General features: G+C 60.6%; 13 protein-coding genes and 1 pseudogene. 7 read left to right on the top strand and 7 right to left on the bottom strand.

Translation table 11 applies throughout. The features are described from left to right. The first annotated feature begins 34 nt into the window (after positions 1–34). Complete coding sequence (gene mapR, locus PMI27_RS21550) at positions 35–1444, top strand: GntR family transcriptional regulator MpaR (protein WP_008150880.1); 1410 nt, start codon at positions 35–37, stop codon at positions 1442–1444. 150 nt (positions 1445–1594) lie between these two features. Here the strand turns inward: mapR and PMI27_RS21545 are convergent, their stop codons facing one another. The 7 genes from PMI27_RS21545 to tpx all read right to left on the bottom strand — a co-directional run bounded on the left by PMI27_RS21545 (position 1595) and on the right by tpx (position 14510). Next, positions 1595–2341, bottom strand: coding sequence for an SDR family oxidoreductase (locus PMI27_RS21545; RefSeq protein ID WP_008150878.1), 747 nt, complete (start codon positions 2339–2341; stop codon positions 1595–1597). Positions 2342–2434: 93 nt separating this feature from the next. Continuing rightward, positions 2435–4516 carry a putative bifunctional diguanylate cyclase/phosphodiesterase gene (locus tag PMI27_RS21540; protein WP_008150875.1) on the bottom strand — a complete coding sequence of 694 codons (2082 nt, stop codon included), beginning with the start codon at positions 4514–4516 and terminating at the stop codon, positions 2435–2437. Positions 4517–4667: 151 nt separating this feature from the next. Beyond that, complete coding sequence (locus PMI27_RS21535; protein ID WP_008150872.1) at positions 4668–6149, bottom strand: efflux transporter outer membrane subunit; 1482 nt, start codon at positions 6147–6149, stop codon at positions 4668–4670. Then, positions 6146–9253 (bottom strand): efflux RND transporter permease subunit, encoded by a 3108-nt coding sequence (locus tag PMI27_RS21530; RefSeq protein WP_008150870.1) that lies wholly within the window; start codon positions 9251–9253, stop codon positions 6146–6148. The genes PMI27_RS21535 and PMI27_RS21530 overlap by 4 nt, the downstream gene beginning before the upstream one ends. 169 nt (positions 9254–9422) lie before the next feature. Next, a complete protein-coding gene (locus tag PMI27_RS21525) occupies positions 9423–12518 on the bottom strand; it encodes an MdtB/MuxB family multidrug efflux RND transporter permease subunit (protein WP_008150867.1) in 3096 nt (1031 codons plus the stop codon). After that, positions 12515–13831: an MdtA/MuxA family multidrug efflux RND transporter periplasmic adaptor subunit gene (locus PMI27_RS21520; protein WP_008150864.1), complete on the bottom strand. Its 1317-nt coding sequence runs from the start codon at positions 13829–13831 to the stop codon at positions 12515–12517. Before PMI27_RS21520 ends, PMI27_RS21525 begins: the two co-directional genes overlap by 4 nt. Before the next feature lie 178 nt (positions 13832–14009). After that, a complete protein-coding gene (gene tpx / locus PMI27_RS21515; protein WP_008150862.1) occupies positions 14010–14510 on the bottom strand; it encodes a thiol peroxidase in 501 nt (166 codons plus the stop codon). A gap of 519 nt (positions 14511–15029) precedes the next feature. Between tpx and PMI27_RS21510 the strand changes: the two genes are divergently transcribed. The 6 genes and pseudogenes from PMI27_RS21510 (at position 15030) to PMI27_RS21490 (ending at position 20881) form a co-directional block, all read left to right on the top strand. Continuing rightward, a complete protein-coding gene (locus tag PMI27_RS21510; RefSeq protein WP_008150861.1) occupies positions 15030–15455 on the top strand; it encodes a YciI family protein in 426 nt (141 codons plus the stop codon). A gap of 182 nt (positions 15456–15637) precedes the next feature. After that, positions 15638–16020 (top strand): annotated as a pseudogene (locus PMI27_RS30275) (hypothetical protein); the annotation flags it as partial. Positions 16021–16037: 17 nt separating this feature from the next. Next, the gene (locus PMI27_RS21505; protein WP_008150860.1) at positions 16038–17489 is read left to right on the top strand and encodes a DUF1254 domain-containing protein; all 1452 of its coding nucleotides are present in this window, start codon (positions 16038–16040) and stop codon (positions 17487–17489) included. Between the two features lie 27 nt (positions 17490–17516). Then, positions 17517–18920, top strand: coding sequence for a DUF1254 domain-containing protein (locus tag PMI27_RS21500; RefSeq protein WP_008150858.1), 1404 nt, complete (start codon positions 17517–17519; stop codon positions 18918–18920). A gap of 12 nt (positions 18921–18932) precedes the next feature. Beyond that, complete coding sequence (locus PMI27_RS21495; protein WP_008150855.1) at positions 18933–19886, top strand: SphA family protein; 954 nt, start codon at positions 18933–18935, stop codon at positions 19884–19886. A 14-nt stretch (positions 19887–19900) separates the two neighbouring features. Beyond that, positions 19901–20881, top strand: coding sequence for an AAA family ATPase (locus tag PMI27_RS21490; RefSeq protein ID WP_008150853.1), 981 nt, complete (start codon positions 19901–19903; stop codon positions 20879–20881). The last annotated feature ends 1 nt before the right edge of the window (position 20882 follow it).

Consider the following 20882-nt stretch of genomic DNA (forward strand, 5'->3'; position numbering starts at 1 on the left):
TTTTTTCAATGAATGACACCAATCCGGGCACTCGATGAAACGCTACGAAAAATTCGCCGACGACATCGCTGAACTGATCCGCTCCGGCGTTCTCGGCCCCGGCCAGCGTGTGCCGTCGGTGCGCTACGCCAGTCAGACTTACGGGGTCAGCCCGTCCACGGTGTTCCAGGCCTACTACCTGCTCGAACGCCGCGGCCTGATCCGCGCTCGCCCGCGTTCCGGCTACTTCGTCAACGCACACGCGCCGAGCCCGTTCTCGGAGCCGGTGATCAGCAGTCAGGTCAATGAGTCCACCGAAGTCGACGTCAGCGAACTGGTGTTCTCGGTCCTCGATTCGATCAAGGACCCGAACACCGTGCCCTTCGGCTCGGCCTTCCCCAGCCCGACCCTGTTCCCGCTGCAGCGCCTGTCCCGCTCCCTGGCCAGCGCCGCGCGTGAGATGGACCCGCGCATGGTCGTCACCGACATGTCGCCGGGCAACCCGCAACTGCGTCGACAAATCGCCCTGCGCTACATGGTCGGCGGGCTGATGCTGCCCATGGAAGAACTGCTGATCACCAACGGCGCGCTCGAAGCGCTGAACCTGTGCCTGCAAGCGGTCACCGAGCCCGGCGATCTGGTGGCCATCGAAGCCCCGGCGTTCTACGCGTGCCTGCAAATCCTCGAGCGGCTGAAGCTCAAAGCCGTGGAAATCCCTGTGCATCCGCGCGATGGCATCGACCTAGGCGTACTCGCGCAAACCCTGGCACGGCACCCGATCAAGGTTGTCTGGTGCATGACCAGCTTCCAGAACCCGATGGGCGCGACAATGCCCGAGGCGAAGAAGCAGGAACTGGTTGAGCTATTGCGCAGCCATCAGGTGCCGCTGATCGAAGACGACGTCTACGCCGAACTGTATTACGGCCAACAGGCGCCGAAACCGGCGAAGGCTTTTGATACCGAAGGGCTGGTGATGCACTGCGGTTCGTTCGCCAAAAGCCTGGCCCCCGGCTACCGCATCGGCTGGGTCGCCGCCGGGCGCTATGCGCAGAAAATCGAACGGCTGAAACTCATGACGTCGCTGTGCGCGTCGATGCCGGCCCAGGCGGCCATCGCCGATTACCTGCAACACGGCGGTTACGACCGGCACCTGCGAAAACTGCGTTACGCCCTGGAAGAACAGCAAAGCGCCATGCTCGCCGCCATCGCGCGCTACTTCCCGGCGCAGACTCGCGTCAGCCAACCGGCCGGCGGCTACTTTTTGTGGCTGGAATTGCCACCGCAGATGGATTCACTGAAGTTGTTTCAGATGGCGTTGGCGCAAGGAATCAGCATTGCGCCCGGGCCGATCTTTTCACCGACCCAGCGCTTCAGGAATTGTATCCGCCTGAATTACGGCAGCCCCTGGGATGAGACGGCCGAGAAGGCGATGGAGACGTTGGGGCGGATTGTGCGGTCGTTCTGACGCCTTGGTTTTGCCTGTACCGGCCTCATCGCGGGCAAGCCTTGCTCCTACAGGATTGCTGTCGATCACAAATTTTGCGAACTACACAAAACCTGTAGGAGCAAGGCTTGCCCGCGATGAGGCCCGCACAAACAATGCAAATCTATGGACTTAGCGCCCACCACCAAGGTCAACGAACGTCCCGGTCGCATAGGAAGCCTTGTCCGACAGCAACCACACAATCGCCTCAGCCACTTCTTCCGGGCGCCCGCCCCGAGCCATCGGGATCGCCGACTCCAGCTTGCTGACCCGATCCGGGTCACCGCTCAATGCATGGAAATCGGTGTAGATGTAACCAGGGCGCACCGCGTTGACGCGGATGCCTTCGCCAGCCACTTCTTTGGACAGGCCGATGGTGAACGTATCCAGGGCACCTTTGGAGGCGGCGTAGTCGACGTATTCATTGGGCGCGCCAAGGCGGGAGGCCACCGAGGACACGTTAACGATGCTGCCACCCTGCCCGCCATGCTTGGGCGACATGCGCAGGATCGCGTGTTTGGCGCAAAGGATCGGCGCCAGGACGTTAGTTCTGAGGATCTTGAGAATACGGAATTCAGACATTTCATCGATCCGCGACTTTTGCCCGACGGTGCCGGCGTTGTTCACCAGTGCCGTGACCCGGCCCAACTCAGTGTCCACGCGGTGGAACAGCGCGATCACTTCATCTTCGATGCTGACGTCAGCGCGCACCGCGATGGCTTGGGCGCCGAGGGCGCGGACTTGCTCCAGCACCGTTTGCGCAGCGGATTCGTCGGCCAGGTAGTTGATGCAGATCTTATAGCCTTGTTCGGCGGCCAACAGGGCTGTGGCGGCGCCGATACCACGGCTGCCGCCAGTGATGACGATGACTTTGTCCATGCGAAATTTCCCCCATACCAAGCGTTAGCGGTCGGGGCCAAGAATAACCGTCATCGCTGGCTTTTGCATGGACTCACATCAATCACAGTGTTCTCAACTCACCGCCAATTGCTCTGCACGCAGAATATCCACCATGAAGCGTTCGGCCGGCAGCGGGTGCCCGAGCAGGTAGCCCTGCAGCGAATCACAACCGAGTTGCGTCAGGAAGTCTTGCTGCGAGTCGGTTTCCACCCCTTCGGCGACGATCCGCAACCCCAGTGCCTGGCCGAGGGCGACGATGGCGGAAACGATGGCGGCGTCATCGCTGTCACGCTCCAGATCGCGGACAAAACCACGATCGATCTTCAGTTCGTTGGCGGGCAAGCGCTTGAGGTACATCAAGCTCGAATAGCCGGTGCCAAAGTCGTCGATCGACAGGTCGACCCCCATTGTCGACAGTTCCTGAAGCACCGTCATGCTCGCATCGGCATCGCTCATGGCGGTGGTTTCCGTGATCTCGAGGGTCAGGCTGTTGGCCGGCAAATGGTGAGTGGCCAAGGCTTTGGCGACGCTCTGGACCAGACCTGCGTGGCAGAACTGCAGGGCCGAAAGGTTCACTGCGATGCGCCAGTCGGTGTACCCGAGCACGTACCACTCGCGCATCTGACGGCAGGCTTCGTTAAGCACCCACTCGCCAATCGGAATGATCAGCCCGGTCTTTTCCGCCAGTTCGATGAACTTGTCCGGGAGCAACATGCCCTGGGTCGGATGCACCCAGCGCAGCAAGGCCTCAGCACCGACCGGTCGGCCATTGTTGGCATCGAATTTGGGTTGGTAATAGAGACTGAATTGCTGCTGATCCAGAGCGATACGCAGGTCCTGCAGCAATTGCAGCTGTTTACGCGCGTTGCTGTTCATCGAAGCATCGAAGAAGCTATAACCGTTTTTCCCGGCACCCTTGGCGTGATACATCGCCGCGTCGGCGTTCATCAGTAACTCTTCGGCGGTTTCGCCGTTGCCTGGATAAATCGCGATGCCGACACTGGCGGAAATCTGCAAGTCATGTTCGGCGACCCGGAACGAACGCGCGATCAGCCCGACCTGACGGGCTGCCAGGCTCAATGCGTCATTCTGTTCACCGAGCTGCACCAGTAAAACGAACTCATCGCCGCCGATCCTCGCCAGAGTGTCATGGCTGCGCAAATCCTCGCGCAAGCGCAAGCCGACTTCACGCAACAACAGATCGCCCATATGGTGGCCGAAGGCATCGTTGACGGGTTTGAAACCGTCCAGATCGATGAACATCAACGCGAAACAACCACCCTGCTCCTGCACCATGGACATCGCCTGATCGATGCGGTCAGCCAGCAACACGCGATTCGGCAGGCCGGTCAGGGTGTCATGCAGAGCCAGTTGAGTCAGTTCGCGGTTGGCCTCGGTCAATGAGTGGGCAAGGCTTGCGGTGCGGGCCTCAAGGCGCGCATCGAGGATCGAGGTCAACAAGGCAAGGCTCAACACTGCCAGGGTGGTGATCAGCACCAGATTGTCCAGGCCCTTGCCGTTCAGGCCGCTGACGGCCGCGCCACAGAAGCTGCCATCCGGGAAACGCGCCGCCGCCATGCCGGTGTAATGCATGCCGACGATCGCGAACCCCATGATCACCGCCGCACCGCCACGGATCAGGCCGACATAAGGCGTGTGCTGGCGCAGGCGGAAAGCGATCCATAACGCAGCGCCCGAGGCGACTACGGCGATCAGCAGCGAGGCGCCGAACAGCGTCGGATCGTAATCGATACCCGGCTGCATGCGCATGGCGGCCATGCCGGTGTAGTGCATCGCGCTGATCCCGGAACCCATGACCAGCGCGCCGAATGCCAATTGCCAGGCTGGCAATTTTGGCTGGCTGACCAGCCACAGGGCAAAGCCGCAGGACAGGATGCCAGTCAGCAGTGACAGCAACGTGATGCCGACGTCGTAACCGAGGTCGATGGGCAATTTGAACGCGAGCATGCCGATGAAATGCATCGACCACACGCCAATCCCCATGGCAAAGGCGCCGCCCGCCGTCCATAGATGCACGGCCCGGCCCTTGGCCGTGGCGATGCGTCCGGTCAGGTCGAGCGCGGTATAAGAGGCGAGAATCGCCACAAAAAGCGAGATGATGACCAGCGTGGGGGAATAGCTACCGATAAGCATGAGACTACTCGCGACAGCCCCTCCGTACTGCTTCCATTCTCGGGGGGCAAATCGGGCGATTGTACTGATTGCGCAAAAGAACGCACTGACAAAATAAGCAAAGGGCCATCAAGCCCGATGAAACACTTGTTTGACACCTCGCTCGCGGCGCCTACTCTTTTTCGCTTACTTGCAACGCCCCATCCCAGCCACCGCCCAATGCCGCGATCAACTGCACGCTGGCAATCAACCGGCTCTGCAACAGGCTCAGCACGCTGCGTTCATTGTTCAACGCTGTGGCCTGAACGACCACCACGCCCAGATAAGCGATCACACCGGCCTTGTACTGGTTCTGGGTCAGGCGCAAGGACTCACGCGCCGCGTCCAGTGCTTCCTGGCGCACGCCCGCTTCGTCTTCCAGGACCTTCATCTGTACCAGATAGTTTTCCACTTCACGGAAGCCATCGAGCACCGTCTGGCGGTACTTGGCCACGGTTTCGTCGTAGGCCGCTTCGCTGCGGTCAACTTCCGCGGAGCGCTGACCGCCGTCGAACAAGGTCATGGCCAATTGCGGTCCGACCGACCAGAAACGGTTCGGCACGCTGATCCAGTTGGCATAGGTGCTGCTGCTATAGCCACCGTTCAGACTCAGGGTGAAATCCGGGTAATAGGCCGCCTTGGCCACACCGATATTGGCATTGGCCGCCATCACCGAGCGTTCAGCGGAGGCGATGTCCGGGCGGCGCTCGAGCAATTGCGAAGGCAGGCTCAGCGGTATCTCGGGCAACGCAGGAATGTCTTTGGTTTCAGCCAGGCTAAACTCGGCCGGCGGTAGCCCGATCAGTACGGCGATGGCATTTTCGAATTGAGCACGCTGCCAGATCAAATCAACCATGTCAGCCTGGGTGCTTTTGAGCTGAGTCTGGGCCTGCGCCACCGCATCCTTGCCGGAGACACCGGCGCGATACTGGTTTTCAGTCATTGTCAGCGAGCGCTGATAGGCCTCGACCGTCGCTTCCAGCAGCCGTTTCTGCTCGTCGATCACCCGCAATTGCAGATAGTTCTGCACCAGTTCCGACTGCTGGCTCAAGCGCATCGCCGCCAGATCGGCATAACTCGCCTCGGCGTTGGCGGTGTCGGCTTCCAGTCCTCGGCGCAACTTGCCCCAAACGTCGGCCTCCCAACTGACGCCGGCCTGTGCGGTGTAAGTGTCGCGAATCCCGCTGGAAGAACTGGTCAGGCTCGAACTGCTGCTGCCGGTGCCCTGGCTGGAGCGGTTTTTCCCGACGGTCAGGTCCACGGTCGGGAAAAACGCGCCACGGGCACTGCGCACCAAGGCCTGGGCCTGACGGTACTGGGCTTCGGACTGCGCGACCGTCTGGTTGGCACTGTTGAGTTTTTCGATCAGGCCATTGAGCTGCTGATCGCCATACAACTCCCACCAGGCGCCACGGGCCAGGGAATCGCTGGGATTGGCCTGACGCCAGCCTGCCGCTTCCTTATATTGCGCCGGCGCAGCCGCTTGCGGGCGCTGGTAATCCGGGCCGATGGCGCAGGCGCTGAGCATCGCCACGCACAGCGCCAGGCTCAACAAACGCGAGCCTCGGGCCGTTACCAGCGGTGCAGCCAGAGTGATAAGCGAACGGTCAGTCATAGCGGAGTTTCCAGAGCAGCATCGGTACGCACCCCACGCCAGTGATTGAAGCGATGGCGCAGTTTGTCGAGATAGAGGTAAACCACCGGGGTGGTGTAAAGGGTCAGCACCTGGCTGAAAACCAGTCCGCCAATGATCGTCAGGCCCAGCGGCTGACGCATTTCCGCACCTTCGGCGCGGCTCAGCAGCAACGGCAACGCGCCGAGGATCGCCGCCAGGGTGGTCATCAGAATCGGCCGCAGACGTTGCAAGCAAGCGCTGCGAATCGATTCCAGCGGTGCCATGCCCTGATGCCGTTCCAGCTGCAAGGCCAGGTCGATCATCAGAATGGCGTTTTTCTTCACCACGCCGATCAGCAGGAACAGCCCGAGCAACGAGATCAGGCTGAACTCACCGCCCAGCGCGTAAATCGACAGCAACGCGCCGACCCCGGCCGACGGCAAGGTCGAAAGAATGGTCAGCGGATGGATGTAGCTTTCATACAGCACACCGAGCACCAGATACACCGCCACCAGCGCCCCGAGAATCATCCACGGCTGGCTCTTCTGGGTCGCGGCAAAGGCGTCGGCGGTGCCGGCCATTTTCACGATCACATCTTCCGGCATGCCGAGTCTGGCGATAGCCCGCTCAATGGCCGCCGTGCCCTGCTCCACCGCCACGCCTTCGGCCATGTCGAAGGAAATGCTCTCGGAGGCGAACTGGCCTTCGTGGCTGACGCGGTCGTCTTCCAGGCTGTTTTCGTAATGAGCGATGGTCGAGAGCGGAATCCGCGCACCGTCAGCCGTGATCACCTGAACCTGTTTGAGGGTGATCGGGTCCTGGGCATATTTCGGATTGACCTCCATGACCACCTGATACTGGTTAAGGCTGTCGTAAATCGTCGAAATCTGCCGCTGGCTGTAAGCGTTGTTCAGCACCGCGGTGACCATGTTCATGTCGACGCCCAGGCGTTTGGCCTGATCGCGGTCGACGATCAGGGTCACCTGTTGGGCGCCGCGCCCTTCACGTGCATCAATCGCGGTCAGTTCCGGCAAGGCCTTAAGGGCGGTGACGACTTTCGGATACCACTCGCGCAACTCGCCAAGGTCGGCGCTTTGCAGGATGTAGGAATACTGCGACGTGGTCTGTTCACGACCGCCACCAAACTGCAGGTCCTGATCGGCCATCAGCATCAGCTGCGCGCCGGCGACCTTGGGCATTTCCTTGCGCAGGCGTTCGATGACCTTTTGCGCAGACAGGTTGCGTTCCTTGATCGGTTTCAGCCGCACCAGCATGAAGGCGTTGTTGGTGCCGTTGGTGCCGCCGATGAAGCCGGCGACACTTTGCACCGCGTCATCCTTGAGCACGGCGCGGCGGAAGGTTTCCATTTTTGGCTGCATCACATTGAATGACAGTCCGTCGTCACCGCGCACGAAACCGATCAGCTGGCCGGTGTCTTGCTGAGGCATAAATGTTTTAGGAACAACGACATATAGCGCAATGTTAACGCCGACTGTCATGATCAGGCTAAGCAACGTCAACCGACGGTGACGCAGCACCCAGTCAAGGCTTGTGGCGTATTTGCCGACCATCCACTCGTTGGCGCGCTGACTCCAGCGCTGCAAACGGTTCTCCTCACCCGGCGTATGCGGCTTGAGCCAGCGGGCGCAGAGCATCGGCGTCAGCGTCAAGGAGACCACCAGCGACACCACGATGGACGCCGCCAAGGTGATGGAAAACTCGCGAAACAGGCTTTCGACAATCCCGCCCATGAACAGGATCGACAGGAACACCGCCACCAGCGAGGCGTTCATCGACAACAAGGTGAAGCCGACTTCCTGCGCCCCGAGGTACGCGGCCTTCATCGGCGGTACGCCTTTGTCGATGTGCCGCGAAATGTTCTCCAGCACCACAATGGCATCGTCCACCACCAACCCGGTGGCCAGAATCAGTGCCATCAGCGACAGGTTGTTCAGGGAGAATCCGTAGAGGTACATCACCGCAAAGGTGCCGACCAGCGACACGGGCACCGCAAGGGTCGGAATCAACGAGGCGCGGAAGTTACCGAGGAACAGGAACACCACCAGAATCACCAGCGCCACGGCAATCAGCAGGGTCATTTCCGCTTCGTGCAAGGTCGCCTTGATCACCGGCGACCGGTCCATCGCCACGTTCAGCTTCACGCTGGCCGGCAACACGGCCTGCAACGCCGGCAGTTGAGCCTTGATTTCGTTGACCGTCTCGATGATGTTGGCGCCGGCCTGGCGGTTGATCACCAACAGTACCGCCGCGTCGTTGTTGAAGAAGCCGCTGTTGTAGCGGTCTTCGACGCCGTCGCTGACCTTGGCCACGTCCTTCAGGCGCAGGGCCGCGCCGTCCGCGTAGTGAATGATCAGCGACTCGTAATCCTTGGCTTTTTCCAGTTGATCGTTGGCCTGAACCTGCCACAGCCGCTGGCCATCTTCGACCGAGCCTTTGGGCCGGCGCACGTTGGCGTTGGCGATGGTGTTACGCACATCGTCCAGGGCCACGCCGTACTGGTTGAGCGCCTGCGGTTCGAGCTCGATGCGCACCGCCGGCAAGGAACTGCCGCCGATCTGCACTTCGCCAACGCCCTGCACCTGAGACAGGCTCTGGGACAGAATCGTCGAGGCCAAATCGTAGAGCTGGCCTTTTTCCAGTACATCGGAGGTCAGCGACAGCACCATGATCGGCGCCTGGGACGGGTTGACCTTCTTGTAGGTCGGCATGCTGCGCATCCCGCTCGGCAGCAAATTGCGCGAAGCGTTGATCGCCGCCTGCACTTCCCGCGCCGCGCCGTTGATGTCGCGATCCAGGTCGAACTGCAAAATCACCCGGGTCGAGCCCTGGCTGGAGCGGCTGCTCATGGTGTTGACCCCAGCGATGGCGCCGAAGGAACGCTCAAGTGGCGTGGCCACGGTCGAGGCCATGACCTCCGGGCTCGCACCGGGCAGACTCGCCTGGACCACGATCACCGGGAAGTCCATCTGCGGCAACGGCGCCACCGGCAACAGGCCGAAGCTCACGCCGCCCAGCAGCAGGATCGCCAGGCTCAGCAACATCGTCGCGACCGGGCGCTTGATAAAAGGTCCGGACAGGTTCATCGACGCCAGCTCCCGACATCCACCCCTGTGGGAGCGCACTGTGGCGAGGGGGCTTGCCCCCGTTTGAGTGCATAGCACTCACAAGATTCTTGGTATCTGAGGGAGTTGGGGGCTGCTTCGCAACCCAACGGGGGCAAGCCCCCTCGCCACAGTTTGCCGCCCGACGCCATCATACCGCCGCCTCTTGGGCTTCGGACTTGCCGAAACGGCGTCCCAACCGGTCGAAGTACAGGTAGATGACCGGAGTGGTAAACAGCGTCAGCACCTGACTCACCAGCAAGCCACCCACCATCACCAGACCCAACGGTTGACGCAGTTCCGCGCCGGAACCGGTCGCCAGCATCAGTGGCACCGCGCCGAACAACGCGGCCAGTGTGGTCATCAGAATCGGCCGGAAACGCAGCAGCGCCGCCTGATAGATCGCCGTTTCCGGGTCCATGCCCTGATTGCGCTCAGCGTCGAGGGCAAAGTCGATCATCATGATCGCGTTCTTTTTCACGATACCGATCAACAAAATGATGCCGATGATCGCGATCATGCCCAGATCATTGCCGCTCAACAGCAACGCCAGCAAGGCACCGACCGCCGCCGAGGGCAAGGTCGAGAGAATGGTGATCGGGTGGATGTAGCTCTCGTAGAGCACACCGAGCACGATGTACATGGTCACCACCGCCGCCAGAATCAGCAGCAAGGTGCTCGAGAGCGACGCCTGGAATGCCTCGGCCGCGCCCTGGAACTGGGTCTGCACGCCGATCGGCATGCCGATGTCTTTCTGCACCTGGTCGATGATCTCCACCGCATGCCCCAGCGCCACGCCGGGCGCGAGGTTGAACGACATCATCACTGCCGGAAACTGCCCGATATGAGTGATCGCCAGTTGGGCCTGACGCTCCTCCATGTGCGCCAGACTGGACAGGCGCACTTGCCCGCCATCGGTGGTTTTCACGTGAATCTGGTTCAGCGCCTCCGGGCCGATCCTTTCGCCCGACTGCGATTGCAACACCACTCGGTACTGGCTGGCCTGGGTGTAGATGGTGGAAATCTGTCGCTGACCGAAGGCGTCGTACAGCGCATCGGTGATGTTCGACACCGACACACCGACCCGCGACGCCGCATCGCGGTCGATCACCAGATAGACCTGCAGGCCTTTGTCCTGCAAATCGCTGGCGACGTCGGTCAGCTCCGGCCGTTGGGCCAGTGCGTCCACCAGACGACCGCTCCACAGACTGAGCAACTCGGAATCCGGCGACGACATGCTGAACTGATATTGAGTCCGGCTGACGCGGTCTTCGATGGTCAGGTCCTGCACCGGTTGCATGAACAGGCGAATGCCGGTGAGCTTGTCCAGTTCCGGTTGCAGGCGTGCGATCACCTCGGTGGCGCTGAGGTCGCGATTGCTGTGGGATTTGAGGTTGATCAACAGACGACCGCTGTTCAGCGTCGAGTTATCACCGTCGACGCCGATGTAGGACGACAGGCTCTCCACCGCCGGATCCGCCAGGATCACTTTGGCCAGTTCCTGCTGTCGTTCACTCATGGCGGCAAAGGAAATCGACTGCGGCGCTTCGGAAATACCCTGAATCACCCCAGTGTCCTGCACCGGGAAAAAGCCCTTGGGCACCACCATGTAAAGGAACACGGTCAACGCCAGCGTGCCGATGGCCACCATCAGGGTCAACGGTTGATGCTTGAGAACCCACTTTAACTTGCGCCCGTAAGCCGCGATCATCCAGTCAATTGCAGCGCCGCTGGCCCGGTAGAAACGGCCCTGTTCTTCTTCCTTCGGCTCACGTTTGAGCAAACGTGCGCACATCATCGGCGTCAGGGTCAGGGAGACGACAAGGGAAATCAGGATCGCCACCGCCAGGGTGATGGCAAATTCGCGGAACAACCGCCCTACCACGTCGGCCATGAACAGCAGCGGAATCAGTACTGCGATCAGCGACAGGGTCAGGGAGATCAGGGTGAAGCCGATCTGCTTGGCGCCCTTGAGCGCCGCATTCAGGGGGCTGTCGCCCTCTTCGATAAATCGGGAAATGTTCTCCAGCATGACGATCGCATCGTCCACCACGAAACCGGTGGCAATGGTCAGTGCCATCAGGGTCAGGTTGTTGACCGAGAAACCCGCGAGGTACATCACGCCGAAGGTGCCGATCAGCGACAGTGGCACGGCCACTGACGGAATGATCGTGGCGCTGGCCCGACGCAGGAACAGAAAGGTCACCATCACGACCAACGCAATGGCGATCAACAATTCGTGCTGCACGTCGGTGACCGAGGCGCGGATGGTCTGGGTGCGGTCAGTCAGCACGGTGACTTCGAGACCGGCCGGCAGGTTGTCGGTGATGCTCGGCAGCAGGGCTTTGATCCGGTCAACCACTTCGATGACGTTGGCGCCAGGCTGACGCTGGATGTTCAGCAGCACGGCCTGGTTTTCGTTGGCCCACGCCGCCAGACGTTCGTTTTCCGCGCCATCGACAATCTCCGCCACATCCTTGAGCCGCAACGGCGCGCCGTTGGCGTAGGCAAGAATCAGGTTGGCGTAGTCCTTGGGCGAGGTCAGTTGATCGTTTGCATCGAGCATCGACACCCGGGTCGGGCCGTCGAAGTTGCCCTTGGGCTGGTTGACGTTGGACGCGCCGATCAGGGTGCGTACGTCAGACAGGTTCAATCCATTGGCCGCCAGGGCTTCAGGGTTGACCTTGATCCGCACGGCCTGACGCTGGCCGCCGGCAATGCTGACCATGCCGACGCCGCTGATCTGGGCAATTTTTTGCGCCATGCGCGTGTCGACCAAATCATTGAGCTTGGGCAGCAGCATGGTCTTGGAGGTGATGGCCAGGGTCAGCACCGGGGTGTCCGCCGGGTTGACCTTGTTGTACACCGGCGGCGCCGGCAGGTCCTTGGGCAGCAAATTGGTCGCGGCGTTGATCGCCGCCTGCACCTGCTGCTCGGCGACGTCCATGTTGATGTCGAGGCTGAAACGCAGGGTCAGCACTGAAGCGCCGCCGGAACTGGTCGAGGCCATCTGGGTCAGGCCGGGCATCTGCCCGAATTGACGCTCAAGGGGCGCGGTCACGGCGCTGGTCATGACATCCGGGCTGGCGCCGGGATACAGCGTCATGACGCGGATGGTCGGGTAATCGACCTGAGGCAATGCCGACACCGGCAACAGCCGATAGGCGATCACGCCGGCCAGGATAATGGCCAGCATGCTCAAGGTAGTGGCTACCGGACGAAGGATGAACAGCCGCGAGATGTTCATGCGCCGCCCTTTTTCGCCTTGTCGGTGGTTGTCGCGTCAGGCGCCGTGGTGGCCGATTTGCCTTGCAGGTGCCCGGTCGGGGTGGTCGGTACATCCTTGGTGTCGTTGACCACTTCCACTTCGCTGCCTTCCTTCAAGCGGTCGGTGCCTTCAAGGACCACGCGATCCCCAGGGGCCAGGCCTTCGGTAATCACGGTGTTTTCACCGTCACTGGCGCCGACTTTCAACTGACGAATCGCGACTTTCTTGTCGCCGTCCAGGGCGTAGACAAACGTGCCGTTGGTGCCGAATTGAATCGCTGCCGAAGGCGCGAGCACCACGTCTTTGAGGGTGTCGGCCAGCAGGTGGACGTTGACGAACTGGTTCGGGAACAGCGCCTGATCGCGGTTCTCGTAACGCGCCTTGAATTTCAGCGTGCCGGTAGTAACGTCGATTTGGTTGTCCAGGCTCTGCAAGACGCCGGTGGCCTGCAGCTTGGTGTCGCCACGGTCCCAGGCTTCGGCGGGCAGTTTGGCGCCGGTGCGATAACGGGCCAGCACGGTTTCCAGGCTGTTTTCCGGCAAGGTGAAGGCAACGCTGATCGGTTGGGTCTGGGTGATGATCACCAGCGCGGTGGTATCGTTGGCTGCCACCAGGTTACCGACATCCAGCTGACGCAAGCCCACACGCCCGGCAATCGGGGCGCGGATCTTGGTGAACTCCAGATTGAGCTTGGCGTCGTTGACCGCCGCCTGATTGGTCTTGACCGTGCCCTGATACTGGCCCACCAGCGCTTCGGCGGTGTCCAGGGTCTGCTTGGCGATACTGTCTTCGCGATACAGGCCGCGATAGCGTTCCACATCGACCTGGGCGTTTTTCAGTTGTGCCTGGTTCTGCAGCAACGTGCCTTCGGCCTGTAGCAAGGCGTTCTGGTAAGGACGCGGGTCGATTTCAGCCAGCAGATCGCCAGCCTTGACCATCTGCCCTTCCTCGAAGGAGATCTTCATTAGCTCACCACCGACGCGGCTGCGCACATTAATAGTGTTCAGCGCCGTCACGGTGCCCAGTGCCTTGTAGTACAGCGGGAAGTCGCCCTTGACCGCTGGCGCGACACGCACTGGAACCGGCCCGGTCGCCCCGCCGAACCCCGGACGCATCCCCCCCGACCTGCCGGTATGCCCGGCAACGGCTTTTTGCCCTGCGCCCTCTTTTTGGGCAGTGCCGGCGGGCCAGAATTTCCAGCACAGGCCAGCGATGACCAACAGGACAAGCAGGCCGAACAGCCAGCGACGGGGACTACGGGAAACGGAGGATTGCATGGAATGATCAACCATTGGGCGCGTGGGCTTCTTCTACAGGAGGCTGAACGATAAGCACTGGCGGGCATTAAGCAAAGCGGCTTTACCGGCAATTTACCTTTGGCTTACGTAACAGGATGTTTGGCCAAGACACTGAATCACAAATGAAAACGGCCTGGACAGGGCCAGGCCGTTAAGGATTGTAAAACCAGACTTACTTCAGAACAGCAAGTGCCGCTTCGTAGTTCGGTTCTTCAGCGATTTCCTTGACCAGTTCGCTGTGCAGAACATTGTCGTTTTCGTCCAGCACCACGACGGCACGGGCGGTCAGGCCTTTGAGCGGGCCGTCAGCGATGGCAACGCCGTAGTTCTCGATGAACTCGGCACCGCGCAGGGTCGACAGGTTCTGTACGTTTTCCAGGCCTTCGGCGCCGCAGAAGCGTGCTTGAGCGAACGGCAGGTCAGCGGAGATGCACAGCACGACCGTGTTGGCGACATCACTGGCCTGGGCGTTGAACTTGCGAACCGAAGTCGCGCAGGTCGGGGTATCGACGCTTGGGAAGATGTTCAGCACTTTGCGCTTGCCGGCGAAGCTCGCCAGGGTCACGTCGGACAGATTGCCGGCAACCAGGGAAAAGGCTGGCGCCTTGGAACCGGCTTGTGGCAGTTGGCCGTTGACTTGAACCGGGGAGCCTTTAAGAGTGACTTGAGCCATGAACGGAGTCCTTCTGAACGTTGTTGTAGAGATTTTTGAAGAGGCCGAAGTTAACCACGAAATGGCCCGACGACCTATGCCCAGATACAAATTGTGAAGTGTCGCCCCCTAAATTGGATACAACTCCAACAATCAACACTATTCCCTTGTGGGAGCGAGCCTGCTCGCGATGACGGCGGCACATCCAGCATCGATGCAAGCTGAACCACCGCTATCGCGAGTAGGCTCACTCCCACAGGGGATTTACTGTGCCTGAAAAATCCAGGACAACCACAGATCAAATGTGGGAGCGAGCTTGCTCGCGAAGGCGTCGGCACATCCAGCACTGATGCAAGCTGACCCACCGCTTTCGTCGGAACGCCGCCCGGAGCAAGCCCGCTCCCACAGGATCGGTGTACAGCGTACCGCCCTCGCCGGCCGCAACCAGGCGTTCATGACGAAAGGCAGCCAGCGTTGTCGATTCAGGCGACGGCCATTCGACTAGTCTGTGATTCACTCACATCCAGCGGAGATAAGACCATGCGATTCATGATCATTGTGAAAGCCAGCCCTGATTCCGAGGCCGGTGTGATGCCCAGCAAAGAACTGATGACCGCGATGGGCAACTACAACGAGGAATTGACCAAGGCCGGCATCCTCATCGACTGCGATGGCCTGCAGCCCAGCAGCAAAGGCGCCCGTGTGCGCTTCTCGGGTGACCAGCGCACGGTGATTGACGGCCCGTTCGCCGAAACCAAGGAGCTGATCGCCGGCTACTGGATATGGCAGGTGAAGTCGAAACAGGAAGCGATCGAGTGGGTCAAGCGCTGCCCCAACCCAATGCCAGGCACCGACGCCGAGATCGAGATTCGCCAGGTGTTCGAAGCCGAAGATTTCGGGGACGAGTTCACACCGGAACTGCGGGAGCAGGAAGAGCGGGTCCGGGCGCAGATGAACAAGCACTGAACAACGGATCATTCCCACGCGCCTGCGTGGGAATGATCAAAATGTCGGTACCTAGTGGCGAACCCCGAGTTAGCTGCTAGCGTCAACAGACGTGTCCTACAGGCTTGATAGGAAAGAGATTTCGCAGTAACGGCCGCCAAGTGCCGGGTTGTCCAATGAGGCCACGAAGGAACGGGGGATTCATGTCGAACAATTCGGGAACACACGCCTTTCTATTGGCTGCATCAATGACGTCTGCCGTTCATGCCCACGCGGATAACGCCAATACGGCCAACAAAAGTAACAATCCGCGGAACCTGGCGCCCGGCGCCAACCTTCAGGATTACTACACACCCAAGCTTTACGACACCAATGCCCATACCAACGACGTCCTGATGCGAGGCACTTTGCCCATCGCACCCAATGACTTCATGGGTGTGCCGCAATTGCTGCGCGCCACGTGCCGATCAGCCCTATTCATAACCTGGCCAAAGGTGGGTATTTGCGCTCAACCGGCACCTGGACGTTCGACCTGAAAAACGACACCCATTACATCCCCATCGGGCTCGGTGGCGGCAAAGTGTGGTAAATGAGGACTTTTCTATGCACGGTGCAATTCGCGCAGCCGGCTTCAGCCTGATGACCATGTTCGTCAGTTGCGGTGTCGGCGCTCTAGACCTCGAGACCCGAATCGGCAAAATCGCGATGGAAGGCGAACTGCCGGCCCATGAATCGATTGCCAAACTCTACGCCGAACTGGATTTCCAACAGGCGACCCAGAGTTATCTGTGGGCCTTGCCGCTGGTGTCCTACGCGCAATGGCAGGAAGCGTTTCGCGACACACTCGGCGCCCACAGCGGCGACCTGATGGTGCTCAACAGTTACGAAGACAAACTGGGCGTGATCACCGCCAACGCCACCACGCCGTACATCCTCGGTTTCGTCGACCTGAATGAAACCGGTCCGCTGGTGATCGAACTGCCGCCCGGCCCGACGGCGGGCGGTGTGGGTGATTTCTGGCAGCGTGCAATCATCGACATGGGCCAGACCGGCCCGGACAAAGGCAAGGGCGGCAAGTATCTGGTGCTGCCACCGGGTGCCGAGCCACCGGCCGACGCTGGCAAGTATTACCTCGCCAAGTCGGAAACGATGAACGTATTGGTGGGTTTTCGCGTCCTCGATCCGGACCCTGCCAAGGGCAAGGCGCTGGTCGAACAGTTCAAGATGTACCCCTATGCCAAGCGCGCCGCGCCTGACAAAACCAAATTGCTATCGCCCGGTGGAAAAGCCTGGTCCGGCACCCAGCCGCGCGGCCTGGCTTATTGGGAACGGCTGCATCAAATCATTCAGAAAGAACCGGTCAACGAACGTGACCGTTTCTACATGGCCATGCTGGCCAGCCTGGGCATCGAAAAAGACAAACCTTTCAACCCCAACGACAACCAACGCAAGGCACTCGAACAAGGTGCTCAAGTCGGCGAACTGATCGCCAAGGCCAACACCTTCGCCAAGCGTTTTCCAGACGCCCAGTACTGGAAAGACCGGCAATGGGACACCGTGCTGAACATCGCCGAGCCGTCCCAGCGCGTGGCTTATTACGACCAGTTGTGGGAACGCAGTGCCTGGTTCTACGAAGCGGTGACCAACACCAAGGGCATGGTTTCCAAGACCCCGGGCCTGGGCCAGACCTACCTCGGCGCCTACACCGACGCCAAGGGCAACTGGCTCGACGGCGGCAAAAGTTATCGCCTGCACGTCGGCGCCAACCCGCCGGCCAAGCAGTTCTGGTCGATGACCGTCTACGACATCGACAGCCGTTGCCTGATCGACAACCCGCAGCGCAAGGCCGATCTGTCGTCCCGTCAGGACCTGAAAAAGAACTCTGACGGCTCGGTGGACCTGTACTTCGGCCCGACCGCACCCAAAGATTTCGAGAGCAACTGGGTGCAAACCGTGCCGGGTAAACACTGGTTCAGCTATTTCCGCCTGTACGCACCCACCGAGGCCTACTTCGATAAAAGCTGGAAACTCGACGACATCACGGCGGTGGAATGACGCCCAAGCGTTTTATAAGGAAATTTTATGAATACCCGCATGCTGCTCACCGCACTGTCAATCGCCCTGAGCACCAGCGCCTGGGCCGACTTCACCGCCACCCCGGAAGAAGCCCGGGGCATCGCCAGGGAAGCCTATTTGTACGGCTTCCCGGTGGTAGAGATGTACAAGACCCTCTACACCCAGGCCGTGGACAAAAAGAACCCGAACTTCAAGGCGCCGTTCAACCAGATCGGCAACACCGCCAAGGCGTTCACCGCCAAAGACACCGCCTTCGTCACCCCGAACGCCGACACGCCCTACTCCTTCATCTGGATGGACCTGCGCGCCGAACCGGTGGTGCTGACCTTGCCGGCCATCGACGAGCACCGTTACTACTCGGTGCAGTTGATCGACGCCTACACGCAGAACTTTGCGTACCTGGGCACACGCAGCACCGGCAACAATGGCGGGCATTTCATGATTGCCGGACCGACCTGGCAAGGTCAGCAACCGGTGGAAATGGATCGGCTGCTGCGCAGTGAAACCAACATCGCCTACGCGCTGTATCGCACGCAATTGTTCGATGAAAAGGACTTGGGCAAGGTCAAGGAGATCCAGAAGGGTTACAAGGTCGAGACGCTCAGCCATTACGTCAAACAAAAAGCCCCGCCCGCCGCGCCAAAGATCGACTGGCCGAAACCCACGCCGACCATGAGCGAGACGCCCGACCTGTTCCGCTACCTGAACTTCATGCTGTCGTTCGCCCCGCCCCAGGATGCGGAAAAGGACCTGCTCGCACGCTTTGCAAAAATCGGTATTGAAGCCGGCAAGCCTTTCAAACTGGATGCGCTCACTCCTGAACAGCGCAAGGCGCTTGAGGACGGTATCAGCGACGCCAAAGCCGAGTTTGCCCAGTTCAAAAAAGACAAGGTCGACACCCACCAGGTCACCAGCGGTGACTTTTTCGGTACACGCGATCACCTGAACGGTAACTACCTGTACCGCTACGCCGGCGCCAACATGGGGATCTTTGGCAACTCCGCCGAAGAGGCGAATTACATCGGCTATTTCGTCGACAAGGACGGCCAGCCGGTCGACGCCTCGAAACAGGATTACACCCTGCATTTCGACAAGGGCGCCCTGCCCCCGGCCGACGCGTTCTGGTCGCTGACGATGTACGACGGCAAGAACAAATTGCTGGGGGCCAACCCGTTGAATCGTTACCTGATCAACTCGCGGATGTTGCCAAATCTCAAGCTCGACGCCGACGGTGGGCTGACGCTTTATGTGCAGCACAAGGCACCGGCCAAGGACCTGCAAAGCAACTGGCTGCCGGCGCCAAATGGCCCGTTCTACGGGGTCTTGCGCTTGTACCTGCCGAAACCGGAAGTCACCAGTGGCGAATGGAAAATGCCGCTGCTGACCCCCGTCAATCAACCAAAACAATAAACGGAGTCCGTCATGGTCAGGCCTTTTGTTGTGCGTCCTTTACTGGCCCTGTGCGTGCTCGGTACAAGCCCGCTGACCCTCGGGGCGGAGGGCGGTGTCGGTCGGCCGATCACCGGGCAACAGGTGTTTTCCAATGCCGGGATCGTGCCGCCGGAACCCGGTTGGGTCATGTCCTTCACCAGCATCTGGTATGACGGTGAACTCAAGGGCGGCAAGGGTGCGCCGATTTCCGGTGAAGTTGGTGTAGGCCTGGACATGAAAGTCTCCTACACCATGGCCAACTTCACCCATATCTGGGACACCGGCAAAGGTCGCTGGAACTACGCCTCGGCCATCGGCGTGCCGGTGCAATACACCGACGTCAGCATCAGTATTACCGGCCCGCGCGGGCGGACACTGGGCAGCGAAGACACCGGCACACAGTTCGCCGACATGCTGATCACGCCGATCGCCGCCGGCTACCACTTCGACGAGGTCAACCACCTCGCGCTGTCCTTGCCGATCTACGTGCCGACCGGTGCCTATAACGACGATCGCCTGGCCAACCCCGGCCAGAACACTTACACCTTCATGCCCACCGTGGCCTTCACCCATCTGGACGGCAAGGGCGGCGAGTTCACCCTGTCGAGCGGCCTGGAGTTCTACACCGAGAACGACGCCACGGATTATCGCAACGGCAACATCTTCACCCTCGATGTGCTGTGGACCCACGGTTTCGGCAATGGCTGGAACGCCGGCATTGTCGGCGGTTACGTACAGCAGATCACCGATGACAAAGGCCAGACCGCCGATTCACTCAACGGTTTTCGCGGCCGCTCGGTGGGCGCCGGGCCGGTGGTGGGCTGGGCCGGAAAATTTGCCGATGCCCAGGCCAGCGTCAGCGCGCGTTGGGTACCGGAGTTCGACACCAAGAACCGCCCTGAAGGTAACGGTTTCAGCATCAACCTGACGTTGGCGTTTTTCTAGGAGTGGAACATCCCATGAGCGCACTCACTGACCTCAACGCCCTGCAAGCCAGCATCGCCGAAGCCGTGCTCGGCCAGGATCAGGTGATCCGCCAGATTATCCTTGGCCTGTTGGCCAACGGGCACTTGTTGCTCGAAAGCCTGCCCGGCCTGGCCAAGACCCGCACGGTCAAGGCGCTGGCCAAACACCTGGACGCGAAGATGAGCCGCATCCAGTTCACTCCCGACCTGCTGCCGTCAGACATCACCGGCGCCGAGGTGCTGCACCAGATCGATGGCAAGAACGAGATCCAGTTCCAGCCCGGCCCGCTGTTCGGCAACCTGATCCTGGCCGACGAAATCAACCGCGCCCCGGCCAAGGTTCAGGCCGCGTTGCTCGAAGCCATGGAAGAACGACAAATCACGGTGGCGGGCAACAGTCATGTGCTACCGGAGCTGTTCATCGTGGTGGCGACCCAGAACCCGATCGAACAGGAAGGCACTTACCCGCTTCCGGAAGCGCAGATGGACCGGTTCCTGATGAAGGTTCTACTGGATTACCCGAGCGCGGAAAACGAAAGCCAGGTGCTGCGCCTGTTGCGTGAAGAGGAGTTTGCGTTGGGCGCCAAAACGGCTGCAGTGCAGGGCTTTTCACTGTCCCAGGAGGTGATCTTCGCGGCGCGTCGGGAAGTCAGCGCCATTCACGTGTCCCCGGCCATCGACCGCTACCTGATCGACCTGATCAATGCCACCCGCCACCCGGCCGATTACGATGCCGACCTCGGTCGCTGGATCGCCATCGGCGCCAGCCCTCGCGGCGGTATCGGCCTGGACCGTTGCGCCCGGGCCGATGCCTGGTTGCAGGGGCAGGATTTTGTCTCGCCGGACAACGTTCGCGCCGTGGTGCATCCAGTGCTGCGTCATCGCCTGCAACTGAGCTATGACGCGGTAGCTGACGGCGTCACTGCCGATCAGGTGCTTGATCGCCTGCTCGACAACGTCGCGATTCCGGCCTGAG

This window comes from Pseudomonas sp. GM41(2012), assembly GCF_000282315.2.
Taxonomy (GTDB): domain Bacteria; phylum Pseudomonadota; class Gammaproteobacteria; order Pseudomonadales; family Pseudomonadaceae; genus Aquipseudomonas.

Excerpts from the sequence above, each read along its gene's own strand:
- PMI27_RS21500 (WP_008150858.1), top strand. The coding sequence starts at position 17,517 with ATGAATACCCGCATGCTGCTCACCGCACTGTCAATCGCCCTGAGCACC.
- mapR (WP_008150880.1), top strand. The coding sequence starts at position 35 with ATGAAACGCTACGAAAAATTCGCCGACGACATCGCTGAACTGATCCGC.
- PMI27_RS21535 (WP_008150872.1), bottom strand. The coding sequence starts at position 6,149 with ATGACTGACCGTTCGCTTATCACTCTGGCTGCACCGCTGGTAACGGCC.
- PMI27_RS21520 (WP_008150864.1), bottom strand. The coding sequence starts at position 13,831 with ATGGTTGATCATTCCATGCAATCCTCCGTTTCCCGTAGTCCCCGTCGC.
- PMI27_RS21495 (WP_008150855.1), top strand. The coding sequence starts at position 18,933 with ATGGTCAGGCCTTTTGTTGTGCGTCCTTTACTGGCCCTGTGCGTGCTC.
- PMI27_RS21490 (WP_008150853.1), top strand. The coding sequence starts at position 19,901 with ATGAGCGCACTCACTGACCTCAACGCCCTGCAAGCCAGCATCGCCGAA.
- PMI27_RS21510 (WP_008150861.1), top strand. The coding sequence starts at position 15,030 with ATGCGATTCATGATCATTGTGAAAGCCAGCCCTGATTCCGAGGCCGGT.
- PMI27_RS21530 (WP_008150870.1), bottom strand. The coding sequence starts at position 9,253 with ATGAACCTGTCCGGACCTTTTATCAAGCGCCCGGTCGCGACGATGTTG.
- PMI27_RS21540 (WP_008150875.1), bottom strand. The coding sequence starts at position 4,516 with ATGCTTATCGGTAGCTATTCCCCCACGCTGGTCATCATCTCGCTTTTT.
- PMI27_RS21545 (WP_008150878.1), bottom strand. The coding sequence starts at position 2,341 with ATGGACAAAGTCATCGTCATCACTGGCGGCAGCCGTGGTATCGGCGCC.
- tpx (WP_008150862.1), bottom strand. The coding sequence starts at position 14,510 with ATGGCTCAAGTCACTCTTAAAGGCTCCCCGGTTCAAGTCAACGGCCAA.
- PMI27_RS21525 (WP_008150867.1), bottom strand. The coding sequence starts at position 12,518 with ATGAACATCTCGCGGCTGTTCATCCTTCGTCCGGTAGCCACTACCTTG.
- PMI27_RS21505 (WP_008150860.1), top strand. The coding sequence starts at position 16,038 with ATGCACGGTGCAATTCGCGCAGCCGGCTTCAGCCTGATGACCATGTTC.